The following is a 12,963-nucleotide window of genomic DNA, read 5'->3' as shown; positions in this document are numbered from 1 at the left end:
GATGAATTCCCCTGAGGTCATTGGCATCGATTTGGGTGGAACGGCGATCAAGTTAGGTCGCTTTTCGGCCGATGGTTGCCTTCTTGACATGCTGCAGGTGCAGACCCCTCAGCCTGCTACGCCTGGTGCGGTTTGCATTGCTTTGGTAGAGGCGATTGAAACCTTGGATCCCGATCGCCGAGCCTTAATCGTTGGAATTGGTTTGCCTGGTCCAATGGATGTGCGGGCCCGCGTCGCCAGGGTTTGCATCAACCTGCCTGGCTGGGAGGATATTCCCCTGGCCGATTGGCTGGAGTCTCGTCTTCAACGTCGGGTCACCCTCGCCAACGATGGCAACTGTGCCCTGGTCGGAGAGGCATGGCACGGGGCGGCAAAGGGGTATTCCGATGTGGTGATGCTCACCCTCGGCACGGGTGTGGGGGGAGGCGTGATGCTGTCGGGCCGCTTATTCACGGGTCACAATGGGGCCGCGGCCGAGCCTGGGCTGATTGGTCTCGACCCCAATGGCCCACCTTGCAACAGCGGAAATCGAGGCAGTCTCGAACAGTTCGCCAGCCTTTCTGCTTTGAGGCGGCTGTGGGATGGAGACCCAGCGGAATTGGCAACTTTGGCTGCGAATGGGAATGGGGAAGCTCAAGCGGTGTGGTCCCGTTATGGGATCACCCTTGGCGTAGGTATTAGTTCGTTGGTGTACATGTTTACGCCAGAACTGGTGCTCGTGGGTGGTGGAATTTCTGGAGCGGCGTCCCATTTCCTGCCTGCTGTTCGTCAGGAAGTTGAACAACGGGTGCAGGCCGTGAGTCGTCAAGGTCTGAAGATTGAAGCGTGTGCTCTTGGAAACGGTGCAGGCCGTCTCGGGGCTGCACGACTGGCCATCGAACGCTTGACGTAACGCGAAACGAGATGATGAACCAAAGAACAAGCGCGCGACGATGAACAGTCAGGGTGTGCCAGAACCATCAGCTGATCTTTTGCGCCTGGCGACAAAGGTTCGGCGCGCTGCAGTGGACCTGGGGCAGAGTCCTAATCAACAGCGTCAACAGGCCTTGATGGCAATGGCAGCCTCGCTGGAGGCCCATGCCGATCGCATCGTTGCTGCCAATGCGGAGGATCTCGCTCAGGCCTCCGCTGATGGTTTGGCGCCTGCGTTGGTGGCACGCCTCAAATTAGATGCGGGCAAATTGGCAGGAGCCATCGACGGCGTTCGTCAATTGTCTTCCCTGCAGGACCCTTTGGGTGCCAGGCAGTTGCATCGCGAGCTGGCCGATGGGCTGGTGTTGGAGCGCGTCACTGTCCCGCTTGGGGTTTTAGGGGTGATTTTTGAGGCCAGGCCAGACGCTGTGATTCAAATCGCTGCGCTAGCGATTCGTTCAGGCAATGGCGCCATCCTGAAGGGTGGTAGCGAGGCCAAGTGCACGAATCAAGCGGTGATGCAGTCGTTGAAAGAGGGCTTAGACGGCACATCGGTGTCTGCAGATGCGTTGGATTTGCTAACAACCCGAGCGGAGAGTTTGGCTCTTTTGCGCCTCGATGGTCTTGTCGATTTGATTATTCCCCGGGGTAGCAATGAGCTGGTCCGCTTCATTCAGGACAACACCCGCATTCCGGTTCTTGGCCATGCCGATGGTGTGTGCCATCTGTATGTAGATCAAGAGGTTGACTGCGCGCAGGCGTTGCGTATTGCGATCGACAGCAAGACCCAGTACCCGGCGGCTTGCAATGCGATCGAGACGCTCCTGGTTCATGAGCAGATTGCGCCATTGTTTTTGAAAGAGGCTGTTCCCGCCTTCCAAGATGCTGGTGTGTGTTTGCGCGGTGATGAGGCCAGTCGAGAGTTAGGGGTCGATCAGGTCGCCACCAGGGACGATTGGAGTCAGGAATATCTAGATCTTGTGCTGGCTGTGCGAGTGGTGAAGGATTTCGACGAAGCTCTTGAACACATACGGACGTACGGCTCACGCCATACGGAGGCCATTGCGACTGTGAATCACGACACTGCAGAACGGTTCTTGCGGGCAGTGGATAGCGCCGGTGTTTATCACAACTGCTCAACCCGTTTCGCTGATGGCTTCCGCTATGGATTTGGTGCAGAAGTTGGCATCAGCACCCAGACCTTGCCCCCGCGTGGGCCTGTAGGGCTTGAAGGTTTGGTGACCTATCGCTACCGATTGCGCGGTGATGGGCATGTTGCTGCTGATTTTGCGGAAGGGCGTAAACCGTTCAGTCATCACGACCTACCCATCGGGACGGAGTGACTCCTTTGGATTTGATTCATATCCATGACCTGCGTCTCTGGGCTCATGTCGGCGTTCTGGACCATGAAAGACGGGATGGTCAATGGTTCCAACTCGATATCACTCTGGGGTTAGATCTGAGTGCATCGGCCAAGTCCGACGATCTCAGCGCAACCGCTGATTACAGCTTGGCGGTGGGGGCTCTTCAGGCGTTGGTGAGCGAGCTGTGTTGCCTCACCATTGAATGTTTCAGTGAGGAGATTTTTGAGGTGCTGGAACGTCTCTACGGTCCTTTGCCAATGCATCTGGTCTTGCAGAAGTGCCACCCTCCTATTGCAGGTTTTACGGGGTCGGTTGCCATTGAGCGGCGGCGTAACTGGTCTGTTCAGCAGGGCTTTTATGCAATCTGAAGCTGCCACCCGTCCCATCGTTTTGGTGCACGGTCTTCTCGATACGCCTCGGTTGTTCTCTCGCTTGGAACGTCGTCTTGAAGGACAACATTCTTCTGTCTTTTCCCCCCATTTGCCTCATCGATTCGGTGCGATTCCTCTACGTAAGCTCGCTCAGCAGCTGGATGGCCTGATTCAAGAACGTTGGGGAGTGGAGACAACGATTGACTTGCTTGGGTTTTCAATGGGCGGGGTGATTGGTCGGACTTGGCTCCAAGAGTTCGGGGGCGCCAAGCGAACGCATCGGTTTATTAGTGTTGGCAGCCCCCAACAGGGAACGCTCACAGCACAGTGCATTCCTGCCTGGTTGTTCGCTGGTTTGGCAGACATGAAGCGGGGTAGTCCCCTGCTGCGCTCTTTGAACGGCGATTACTCCGACTTGCAGTCTGTGGAGTGCATCAGCTTTTTCTGCCGTTGGGATCTAATGGTCTGCCCTGGGTGGCAAGCCGTGCTCCCAATCGGGACGAGCACTGCAGTACCTGTTTGGACGCATCAGCAATTGATGTCACATCCCAAATCGCTTGATCTGTTGATCGAATCACTTCTTATTGATTAACTGACAACGCTGGCGTGCGTGGCCAAGCTTGGTCGTTCGATGATTTTGATTAGAGCTCATGTGCTTCTCGGCTTCTGCGAGTTTCACTGCGTCTGCGGTTCTCATGCCATTAGGGCTGTATTCCCATCACCTCGCTTCTAAGGCTGAACAGCCTGGATACAAACCTTTAGCACTCGTGCCTTTCTTTTTTGGTGTTCAGCAATTTGTAGAGGGGTTGGAGTGGACTGGAATCGTGGGTGGAAAGATTGAGCCTTTGACATCAATCGCCGGGCTTGGATTCCTGTTTTTTGCTTATTGTTTTTGGATGATTTGGATTCCCTGGAGTGCCTGGTCTATTAGTCGAACAACAGATTCAATTGGTTTGCAAAGACGTTTGAAATGGGTGGCAATTGTTGCAACGGTTTTAGGAATCTTTTTCTATGTTCCTTTATTGCTTAATCCTCCAGCTCTTCAGCCTTCCGTATTCAGTAACGGTCGATTGATGTATGACGTCTCTAATCTCCAAAGCATCTTTCATAATTTCGTCAATACTGAGCCGGTTGGAGAACTTGTTTACTGGGGCTTTATTGTTCTGCCGCTGGTCGCTGTAAGTGATCGGGCTGTGAAGTTGTTTGGTGTGTTGATCTTTGTCTCGATCTTCCTTACGTGGATTACTTACAGCGCAACATTTAATTCTGTTTGGTGCTTCTACTGCGCCGTTCTTTCTATCATGGTGCTATGGATTGTAAATCGTCCTCAAGTTCAGCGTTCGTGAGCTGATGATTCAGCAACTTACAGAGCAGCTTGTTGCGATGGGTCAGATTCTTCTGGCCCTTGATACTGGTGTGGGCCTTCTTGTGGCTGTCGGTTTTTCAATGTCTGCGTCTCATCTGTTTTCTCTGCTTGCTAATCGACTCACTCCTAGGCAAATCTTTCTCCATATGGTCGTCGATGCTCTGGTTCTTAGTCTGGCTCTTCTGCTTTGCCTGATTAGTCATTGTCTGATGCTGGCCTTGATGGAAGGGGTTCCCTTGCAGCCCATTGTTTTTGGTAATCGGATGGCAGTAGCACTCTGGCCAGGACTCTTTTATGTCCTGGTTGCCGCTCCTTATGTGAGTGATCTTATTGCCGTCACGCTTCTGGCATGGATGCATCTCAATATGATCATATTAGTGAATGCGATGTATGGGATTCCTTTCCTTCATGCCCTATTTGTTTGCCTGCCTGGCTTTGTGATTGCTCTGCTGCTTGTAGGGGCTTTGTTTTCTCAGCGATGGCGATCGAGTTATGACACTTTGGCTAAAGAAGTTGCACTTCAAATCCAGCGATGACTAGAAGCAACGCCGTCGTTCATGGTCATCGGCACAGCATTCGCCTAGGCGCGCGTGTCTTGATTGGTGTGTTGGTCTTGGTGGGAATCCTGATGCTGATTGGCGTCGGGGTGGTGCGGCGCGATGCGGATTCTCTTCTGCAATCCGGATCTCTCTTAGAGCTTCTTGGTGTGTCTGGAGGAGCGATTGTTGTTGTGCTGGCCTTAGTGGGTGTGTATTCGGTGATGGTTGACTTTGTGTTTTGGGAAGGGTGGATGCAAAGCTTCCCAGATGCCAGCGGTTTGTTTGTTGGGAATGAGGAGAAGCGGTCAGAGCATCGCCATTTTTTGGTGTATCTCGATGGCATTCACCAAAGTGAAGAGAGTCATCCGCCAAGAGTTCAAGAGTTTCTGAATTGTTTGGAGTCTGAAATTGCCAAGGATTCCCTATTGGTAAAAGGAATTGAGGCTTATACCATCACGGATGTTGGACTCCGTGCTGCTTCTTACTCCCGATGGTTTTGGCAGTGGTTGTTTGCTCTTCAAGAACATCATCCTAATGGGTTTGTCCAATTTATTTGTGCATTTTGTATTCAGGCAAATAATGTCATTAAGGTCGGTATCTCGTCTGATCGACGTTATGGACCTGTGATGAATTATGAATTGGCTTTGAAAATAGCCCGACGATTAGAGCAGTTAAATTTTCATCCTTCGCACGCATCTCGTGTGGTTTTAGTTGGCTATAGCGGTGGTGCTGAAATGGCGATTGGTACTGCTGAAATGTTGCAAAAGCTTTGCTGTAGTCCTGTTCAAGTGATTTCGATCTGTGGGGTTTTTAGTGGGAATGCGGCTCTTGAAAGTATTCAGGATGTTGCGATGGTGGTCGGCAGTAAAGATCCTGTGGCTGCGTTTGGCCGACTCGCTTATCCAGGTCGATTGAGCTTATTGCCTTTGACAAACTGGAACCGTTGGCAGCGATCGCATTGCTTGCATCGTTATCTCATTGATCGTATGAGTCATAACGGTTCTTCCGGACCTTTTAGTGTGGCCTTCCGTGAAAAGGTTGTTGCTGCAATTTGTAGTGAACTTGAACGCAGTTTGGTCAGCTCTTCTGCCGGTTGAGATCTTGGATAAGTAAAAAAGGTGAATAACTCGGTTGACTGGCTAAAAGGCGTCTCTTCGCATCGTTTCGGGTCACTGAAGTGTGATAAAGATCTTGAGGCATGTTTTCAAGTGCTCCCTTATAGCGATCAACGGCGTCCTCATTGGGACGCATGCTTTCTTCAAGTAAATGATCCAGCTTTGCGCTGAGCCGTTCTCGCCATAAGCCTCCGAGTGTGAGTGGAAACAGGTTGGTCTGACCTGTCAGTGCATATTCCAAGAGCGCGGTGGAGTCGATGCAGAAACCGATCGCTCCATAGCCACCGAGATGGAGGTTTTCCATGCTCGCCTCGCTGTTGTGAATGGCGCCCATTAATTCGCACAGTTCAATCGCGTCGGACAGTTGTTGATCGCGAAAGACCGTTGGCGAGTATTGGACGCTGCCGTTGGAACGTCCGTTTTGCCACGGTCGATCCAAGTCATTCATCGCGGCCCAGCCATTCAGGCCTTCGGTGCCTTGGTAGTACTGCAGCAGAACGGTTTCATCCTCTGGCGGTTGTAATTCCAGCTCTAAGCAGGCGTGGGGTAGTAACGCGTTGATTTCTTTTTGATTCGTCTCTTGCAAGCCGGTTCGGTAAGGGACCGCAAGGGGGATTTGAGCCCATTGATTGCTATCAGAACTGGGTGTACTGGCTCCAAGTCCGAAGCTGGCCACACTGGTCCGCACTCTCGCTTGACACGTCCATCCTTTGGATTGAAGGCACTGGATTAGATCCTTTCCGCAGGACTGACCTTCGAAGCGATAGGTGTCGAGGTTGAGGCTCTGTCCACCCAGAAGATTGCTTCCAAGAACGTTGAACACTTGAGCCATCTGTTGATTCCGATGTCTGGCCTCTGCGGATTGGAGATAGGAGAGTCCGTGATTGCTCCAAGCAATCTCCCCACCGAGTGATGACAGTCCCGCTAGCCCTGTTCGAGAGTTCGGCGCACTGTGTTGGTTCTGTGGATAGAGGGATGCCGTCGCTTGTGACTTCCAGGTATCCAGTCCCTCAGGCAGGGGCCATTGCTGGCCGCCGGGATCGTTGTAGTTGCGCTGGCACCAAAGATCTAAAGCTGAGCGTCTTGGGTTGGTTCGCTGAGGGAGTAAGTGCTGCAAGTCATCAGCGAATGCAGCCAGGAGGAGGGGACTTATCAGTCCCTCTCCAAGCAAGATCCCCAGACCTCTCAAGTGTTCCGGCAGTGATGCTGGCTCCTGCCGCCAGCGGCGAGGAAGCATCGCCAACAGAGGAAGAAGGCGTTGATGTTGAACGTCTTTCAGGAGCGCTGCAAGAAAATCTCGACGGCTAATCCCTTTCTTCAAACTGCTGCGCTCAAGGGCTTCCTCCAGCGAGACCAGCGGAACACGCGTTGATCGATTGGTTTGAGCCAGGTTCCAGCTGGAACTCAGTGCAAGCAGGTCATGGTGCATGTCTGCAAGTTCAACGATTGGCTGCTGTCAGTCCGGAGTGGCGAATTAATGCGTCAGTGCTGGCTGCTCGACCCCGGAAGGATTTGTAGACATCAGCTGGTCGCTGACTTCCTCCCAGGCTGAGAACCGTGTTGCGGAAGCGTTGACCGGTGGCTTGTACGTCCTTTTCCTGATCGAGGCCAACCTCCTCGAAAGCGGCAAAAGCATCGGCGCTTAAGACCTCTGCCCACTTGTACGAGTAATAACCAGCGGAGTAACCACCAGCAAAAATATGGCCGAAGGCGCAAAGGAATCGGTCTTCAGGGATCGGGGGCAATACGGTCGTGCTGTCTGCGATCTTGCGTCTGAACGCATCAGGGGATTGACCCAGCTCAGGAGTCCATGTGCTGTGAAGACGTAAATCGGTTAAAGCGAAATGAACCTGGCGTAGCGTTCCGCATCCCTGCATGAAGGTGCGGCTGTTGCGCAGTTTGTTGTAGTCCTCTTCAGGCAAGGGCTCCCCTGTTTTCCAATGACGGGCCATTCCCATCAAGGTCTGGCGATCAAGGCACCAGTTCTCCATGAACTGACTGGGAAGCTCCACCGCGTCCCATTCCACGTTGTTAATCCCAGCTGCTTGGGGATGTTCCACCGTGGTGAGCATGTGTTGAAGCCCATGGCCGAACTCATGGAACAGGGTCTCAACCTCTTCAAAACTCATCAAACTTGGGATGTCACCGGAGGGTGGGGTCTGATTGCAAATCAGGTATGCCACAGGGTTGGTGAGCACACCCTCCGAATTGCGAGACCGGTTTAGACATTCATCCATCCATGCTCCACCTCGCTTGCTGGCGGGCCTGCTGAAGGGATCGAGATAAAACGCTGCGAGTGGATGGCCTCCCTGATCGTTGACTCTGAAAAAGCGCACATCCGGATGCCAGATCGGTGCTTCGCCATCAGCAGCTTCAATCTTGATGGAAAACAAACGTTCGCAGAGATGGAAAAGGCCATCGAGCACTTGTGGAAGTGGAAACCATGGACGTAAAGCCTCTTGATTGAGGTTGAACCGTTCTTGACGAAGTTTCTCGGCCCAGTAGCTCACATCCCAGGGGCTGAAATCATCCGCTTCTTTCCCACCATGACGACGGGCACAGTCCCTGAGCTCGTCGATCTCTTGTTCTGCGATAGGCAGGGCTGCAACGCGAAGTTCTTCGAGAAGCCTTTCAACTGCTTCGACGTTGTCAGCCATTTTTGAAGCCAGGCTTCGTTCCGCCCAGTTTTGGTAGCCAAGGCGGGAAGCCTGATGGGTCCGAAGGTCGAGGATTTCTTCGATGAGAGGAGTGTTGTCGAGTTCTCCTGAGCTCGCCCGACTCACCTGGGCTCTGTAGACGGTTTCTCTCAGGTTGCGGTTGTCGGCATGGGTCAGAACGGGTAGGTATCGAGGCATGTCGAGACCTAGTCGCCAAGGCCCTTCCAAGGCTGTGGGTTCCTGTCCATCGCGATGTTTATCACCAGCTTCCTTTGCTGCAGCAGCCAAAGCCTGCATGGCCCGTTCCGGTACGCCTTGGAGTTGGTCTGCGTCCTCAACCAGAAGGGTCCAACCCTGGGTGGCGTCAAGCACGTGATTGCTGAATCGGGTGGAGAGCGAGGCGAGTTGTTCGCTGGCCTCGTTAAAAGCTTCTTGATCAGCTCCGCTCAAGCCCACCCCTCGATGGCGCATCGATAACAGTTCGGCGTCAAGGATCCTGATTTGGGTGGGATCCAGCGGATGACTGGGGTTCTGTTGAAGGCTTTCCAGTGCTTGGTGAATGATTTGGCTTTGCCCAGCGCGGTTGCCAAAACGGACGACATCGGGTTGCTGTGCGGCATGGGCTTCGCGCAGCTCCGAGCTGTTGCAGACGCCGTTGAGATGGCTCACCACCCCCCAGCTCCAGCGCAAGCGTTCACCAAGCAGGTGAAGTGGAGTCATCACCTCATCCCAGCTCAGCGGTCTGTTGTCAGCTAGGCGCTGTTGAAGAGTGGATTCCAGCGTGCTGAGCTGTTCTCCTAGGTCGTTGATCAGTGCTGGGATATGAGCTTTGACCTGGGATGCATCGATGGCCTCGAAGCGCGGAAGGCCATGCCCGCGCAAGAGTTCTGAGTTGGTCATCGCTGTCAGCCCGCCGGCAGCAGGGTCGTGAGAGCCACCAGGCTATGAGTGCCGAGATCACTGGCGAGAGCATCGGTGGCTGCTTCGTAGAAATCCATGGCGATACGGGGCCAAATCCCAATCACCAAAGTTGGCACCATCAAGGTGAGACCGATCACTAATTCTCGAGGGCGCATGTCATCGATGAAAGCCAAAGCAGGGATTCGTGGGCCGAAGAACACGCGCCTGCACATGGAAAGGAGATATATCGGGGTCAGTACGAGCCCAATCGCTGCGATTGCAACAGTGGTAACGCGGAACAAGGTGGTGAAATTTTCCTGACTCGTGATGCCCAGGAAGATGGTGATTTCACTGATGAATCCGCTCATGCCAGGAAGGGCAAGGGAGGCGAGTGAGCTGGCTAGGAAGAAAGCAAAAGTGATCGGCAGCACTTTGGCGAGTCCGCCCATGTTGGGAATGGACAGCGTTTTGGTGCGTTCGTAAAAACAGCCTGTCACGAAGAACATGGCTGCTGCGATCAGTCCATGGCTGATCATTTGGAGCATGGCACCACTCAGGCTGAGGGCATCGACAGCACCGATGCCAAGCAACACAAACCCCATATGGCTGACTGAGCTGCAGGCGATCCGCCGTTTCACATTGTCTTGAGCGAAAGCGTTCAACGCTCCATAAATGATGTTGACGATGCCAAGAACGATCAGTGCTGGTGCAAGAACAAAATGGGCATCGGGAAGCATCTGAACGTTGAAGCGCAGCAAGGCATAACCGCCCATCTTCAACAGCACACCCGCAAGCAGCATCGACACCGGCGCATTGGCCTCTCCGTGAGCGTCTGGGAGCCAGGTGTGAAGCGGAAAAATCGGCAACTTCACTCCAAAACCGATCAGGAAGCCGAGATAACAGAGCAACCCAAAGGTTCCGCCTGGAGATCGACCAGCGAGCTCAGTCAGGTTGAGCGTGAAGGTATCGCCGGAAAGGGCTAGAGCCAGACCGCTGATCAGAATCAGGAGGGATGCAACAGCGGTGTAGAGGATGAATTTTGTGGCTGCATATTGACGATTGCTTCCGCCCCAGATCGCAATGAGGAGGTAGACAGGGACGAGCTCCAGCTCCCAAGCAAGAAAGAACAGCAGGAAATCCTGGGAGAGGAAGACCAGTCCCTGAGCAGAGGATTGAACAAGCAGAAGACCGAAATACAGCTTGGTTTTGTGTTGAACGTTCCAGCTGGCGGCAACGGATAAAAGCGTCACTAGTCCGCTTAGAACCACAAGGGGAGCTGAAAGGCCGTCGGCGCCAAGCGACCATTCCAGGCCGATCGATGGAACCCAGCTCACCCGTTCAACGAGCTGAAGACTGCTGTCGCTGGGGTCGAAATGCTGGCTAAAGACCACCAGCATCAGCACGAGGTCCACGAGAAGGACGCCGATAGCCAGATTGCGCGGCAAAGATGATGGCTTCGAGTCGTCCCCCGGGAGCAACGGCATTAACAAAGCCATCGCTGCAGGAAGCAAAACGATCAGAGAGAGCCAGGGGAACGCTGCCTGAGACGCAGCCGTCAACGGCAAATTGGCGTCCATGACGTTCGCAAGATTGTGATTGAACTTATCAGCCCTAGGGGCTTTGCTGAGTAATTCTACTCAGCGGCTTTGGGTTGCCAGTGGCTCCCCGCCGTCTGGAGGCTAAGCAGTGGAGCACGACTAGCGACGCCAGCCGCTTCCCAAGCCTTCACCATGGCATGACTCACGGCTTGCCCTCGCTCTTCTGCGCAAAGCGCCAAAATGCTTGGCCCTGCGCCGCTGATGGCGCATCCCCAGGCTCCAGCCGCGAGCGCAGCCTCTTTCACTTCCTGCCCACCTTTGATCAGCCTCCAGCGATAGGGCTCGTGCAGGCGGTCGTGCATTCCGTCTGAGATCAAATCGCCGTTTCCGGTCCTGAGGCCTTGCAGCAACAGGGTGAGGGCACCAAGGTTGACCACTGCATCACCAATGGGGACCGATTTGGGCATGGCACGCCTCGCTTCGCTGGTGCTCAGGCGAATGGCTGGGATCGCAACAACGGCCTTAATGCTGTGCATCCATTCGCAACGCACCACTCGCCAGCGTTGAGACGCAGCCTTTGCTGTCATGCACAGTCCCCCCAGCAGCGAAGGCACAACATTGTCTGGGTGTCCTTCGATATCGATGGCGAGCTCCAGCAGTTTTTCTCGACTGAGCGGTTCTCCCACCAAGGCATTAGCACCCACGAGTCCAGCAACGATTGCTGTGGCACTGCTGCCGAGCCCCCTGGCTGGAGGAACGGCTAGACGCACTCGAGCCTCGATGGCGATGGGCTCCTGGCCAGCTGCTTTCCAGACCCTCTGCGCGGCTCGATACACGAGGTTGTCCGGTCCTCCCCGTAAATGAGACCCCTCCTGTCCCTCGATGATCAGTTCAAATCGCTCTCCATCGCCATCGATTCGACGCATGGTGAAACGGTTGTTGAGATCCAGAGCAGCGCCTAGACAGTCGAATCCTGGTCCAATGTTGGCGGTGGTAGCGGGAACATCCACCACCACTGTTTGGCCGATACGCGGCTGCGCCATCCCTGCGTTTCCACTCAGGCCAGTGTCCCACTCGACTCAGCCAGTTCTCGTGCTCTGCAAGCAGCACTAAACAGACCAGCTTCCGGATCGATCACAGCGCGCACCGTTAAACCTTCCAAAAACGGTTGAAAGCGCCCCTTTTGACGCATGGCGTTTAAAAAATGCATGGACTTCAATCCATCCTGATTTTTTTCGGCCGTGCCCCCACCAATCCAGAGCCCACCCGTGCACAGTTCCTGTAGGGCAAGGTCTCCGGCGGCTGCTCCGTAGGCACTAAGCCAAAGCGTCATTGCCGCGTTCGCGAGCTGGTCGCCAGCTTTGGCGTACTGGCATGTTGAAGCCGGGAGATCGTGATAATCAGGCTGCCCTGGTGTGTTCCATCTCCATGCTTTGGCCTTCTCTTGTAGCGGGTGCTTTGTATCTTCCGACTGCTGCAGCATCCAGTGCATGACATGGCCCAATCCGGTACCACTTACCACCCTCTCCACAGAAATCCGGCCTAGAGACAAATCACGCTTGAGCCATTGAACAAGGGCCCATTCGTCGTTGGAACGGGGCGCGAACTCTCGATGCCCCCCCTCGCTGGGCAACGCAATCCATCCCTTGTTGCTCGGAAGCCCCCGAGCCATGCCCAAGCCCGTTCCCGCTCCAAGAATGGCGACGGGGCCTTGCTCGGATTGAGTGCTATCAGAAGTCTTTGTACGTCCTGCTTGAAGGGTGATCTGCTGGCGGTCGCTGAAATGGGGAAGGCCGTAGATCAGAACAGCGAAATCGTTAACGAGTTCCACCTGCTCTAAACCAGCGGATTGTTTCAGCGACTCTTGGCTGATCGACCATCCCAAATTAGTGAGTTCAGCAGCTCGGTTCTTAACTGGGCCAGCGACGGCGAAGCAGCTGGTTTGAGGATTGGAGTTGGTGTCTGGGCGCGTTTGCAGAAAGTGAATGAGCATGGAGTCCAGAGACGTCCATTCCGCCGACACGTAACGCTGGACATGCTCTTGTTTCAGCTTGCCGTTTTGATCGCTGTAGATGGCTAGGAGCGTTTTGGTGCCACCGAGATCCCCGGCCAGGTAAGTCGTTGCCTGCATTGGATCGATCGGATCATCTCAGCTCAAGGCTGATCGCTTTGATCGGAATCGACAAGTCTTGATAAGGCTC

Annotated in this window: 12 protein-coding genes; 7 read left to right on the top strand and 5 right to left on the bottom strand. The window is 54.2% G+C overall.

The window, feature by feature from the left end:
* The first annotated feature begins 1 nt into the window (after window position 1).
* Genes SIC18_RS11710 through SIC18_RS11680 form a run of 7 tightly spaced genes read left to right on the top strand, consistent with a single transcriptional unit; the run spans window position 2 to window position 5,649 of the window.
* On the top strand, window positions 2-892 hold the full coding sequence (locus SIC18_RS11710; RefSeq protein WP_048346825.1) for an ROK family protein: 891 nt from the start codon (window positions 2-4) through the stop codon (window positions 890-892).
* A 40-nt stretch (window positions 893-932) separates the two neighbouring features.
* Window positions 933-2,255 carry a glutamate-5-semialdehyde dehydrogenase gene (locus SIC18_RS11705; protein ID WP_048346824.1) on the top strand — a complete coding sequence of 441 codons (1,323 nt, stop codon included), beginning with the start codon at window positions 933-935 and terminating at the stop codon, window positions 2,253-2,255.
* Between the two features lie 5 nt (window positions 2,256-2,260).
* Window positions 2,261-2,644, top strand: a complete 384-nt coding sequence (locus tag SIC18_RS11700; protein WP_250395516.1) for a dihydroneopterin aldolase — start codon at window positions 2,261-2,263, stop codon at window positions 2,642-2,644.
* Window positions 2,634-3,239 (top strand): esterase/lipase family protein, encoded by a 606-nt coding sequence (locus tag SIC18_RS11695; protein ID WP_048346823.1) that lies wholly within the window; start codon window positions 2,634-2,636, stop codon window positions 3,237-3,239. Before SIC18_RS11700 ends, SIC18_RS11695 begins: the two co-directional genes overlap by 11 nt.
* 58 nt (window positions 3,240-3,297) lie before the next feature.
* Complete coding sequence (locus tag SIC18_RS11690; protein WP_048346822.1) at window positions 3,298-3,993, top strand: hypothetical protein; 696 nt, start codon at window positions 3,298-3,300, stop codon at window positions 3,991-3,993.
* A gap of 4 nt (window positions 3,994-3,997) precedes the next feature.
* On the top strand, window positions 3,998-4,549 hold the full coding sequence (locus SIC18_RS11685) for a hypothetical protein (RefSeq protein WP_250395515.1): 552 nt from the start codon (window positions 3,998-4,000) through the stop codon (window positions 4,547-4,549).
* Window positions 4,546-5,649, top strand: a complete 1,104-nt coding sequence (locus SIC18_RS11680) for an alpha/beta hydrolase (RefSeq protein ID WP_413429720.1) — start codon at window positions 4,546-4,548, stop codon at window positions 5,647-5,649. Before SIC18_RS11685 ends, SIC18_RS11680 begins: the two co-directional genes overlap by 4 nt.
* On the opposite strand, the gene SIC18_RS11675 is transcribed toward SIC18_RS11680, so the two are convergent.
* From SIC18_RS11675 to glk, 5 genes are read right to left on the bottom strand one after another with little or no spacing between them, the layout of a single operon-like run.
* Window positions 5,630-7,096 carry an ArgR family transcriptional regulator gene (locus tag SIC18_RS11675; RefSeq protein WP_413429718.1) on the bottom strand — a complete coding sequence of 489 codons (1,467 nt, stop codon included), beginning with the start codon at window positions 7,094-7,096 and terminating at the stop codon, window positions 5,630-5,632. The genes SIC18_RS11680 and SIC18_RS11675 overlap by 20 nt on opposite strands.
* 10 nt (window positions 7,097-7,106) lie before the next feature.
* Window positions 7,107-9,224: a M3 family metallopeptidase gene (locus SIC18_RS11670; protein WP_048346818.1), complete on the bottom strand. Its 2,118-nt coding sequence runs from the start codon at window positions 9,222-9,224 to the stop codon at window positions 7,107-7,109.
* A 5-nt stretch (window positions 9,225-9,229) separates the two neighbouring features.
* Entirely contained in the window at window positions 9,230-10,801 is a 1,572-nt protein-coding gene (locus SIC18_RS11665; RefSeq protein ID WP_048346817.1) for an NAD(P)H-quinone oxidoreductase subunit 4, read from the bottom strand.
* Between the two features lie 56 nt (window positions 10,802-10,857).
* Entirely contained in the window at window positions 10,858-11,805 is a 948-nt protein-coding gene (gene thrB, locus SIC18_RS11660; protein WP_048346816.1) for a homoserine kinase, read from the bottom strand.
* 14 nt (window positions 11,806-11,819) lie between these two features.
* Window positions 11,820-12,893: a glucokinase gene (gene glk, locus SIC18_RS11655; protein WP_413429715.1), complete on the bottom strand. Its 1,074-nt coding sequence runs from the start codon at window positions 12,891-12,893 to the stop codon at window positions 11,820-11,822.
* Window positions 12,894-12,963: the final 70 nt, after the last annotated feature.

It is taken from the genome of Synechococcus sp. Cu2B8-bc1011 (assembly GCF_047302735.1).
In the GTDB taxonomy this organism is placed as follows: Bacteria; Cyanobacteriota; Cyanobacteriia; order PCC-6307; family Cyanobiaceae; genus Synechococcus_C.
The sequence above is the reverse complement of the archived record's forward strand: the minus strand, read 5'-3'. Positions and strand labels throughout refer to the sequence as shown.

Excerpts from the sequence above, each read along its gene's own strand:
- SIC18_RS11710 (WP_048346825.1), top strand. The coding sequence starts at position 2 with ATGAATTCCCCTGAGGTCATTGGCATCGATTTGGGTGGAACGGCGATC.
- SIC18_RS11705 (WP_048346824.1), top strand. The coding sequence starts at position 933 with ATGAACAGTCAGGGTGTGCCAGAACCATCAGCTGATCTTTTGCGCCTG.
- SIC18_RS11695 (WP_048346823.1), top strand. The coding sequence starts at position 2,634 with ATGCAATCTGAAGCTGCCACCCGTCCCATCGTTTTGGTGCACGGTCTT.
- SIC18_RS11690 (WP_048346822.1), top strand. The coding sequence starts at position 3,298 with ATGTGCTTCTCGGCTTCTGCGAGTTTCACTGCGTCTGCGGTTCTCATG.
- SIC18_RS11685 (WP_250395515.1), top strand. The coding sequence starts at position 3,998 with ATGATTCAGCAACTTACAGAGCAGCTTGTTGCGATGGGTCAGATTCTT.
- SIC18_RS11680 (WP_413429720.1), top strand. The coding sequence starts at position 4,546 with ATGACTAGAAGCAACGCCGTCGTTCATGGTCATCGGCACAGCATTCGC.
- SIC18_RS11675 (WP_413429718.1), bottom strand. The coding sequence starts at position 7,096 with ATGCACCATGACCTGCTTGCACTGAGTTCCAGCTGGAACCTGGCTCAA.
- SIC18_RS11670 (WP_048346818.1), bottom strand. The coding sequence starts at position 9,224 with ATGACCAACTCAGAACTCTTGCGCGGGCATGGCCTTCCGCGCTTCGAG.
- SIC18_RS11665 (WP_048346817.1), bottom strand. The coding sequence starts at position 10,801 with ATGGACGCCAATTTGCCGTTGACGGCTGCGTCTCAGGCAGCGTTCCCC.
- thrB (WP_048346816.1), bottom strand. The coding sequence starts at position 11,805 with ATGGCGCAGCCGCGTATCGGCCAAACAGTGGTGGTGGATGTTCCCGCT.
- glk (WP_413429715.1), bottom strand. The coding sequence starts at position 12,893 with ATGCAGGCAACGACTTACCTGGCCGGGGATCTCGGTGGCACCAAAACG.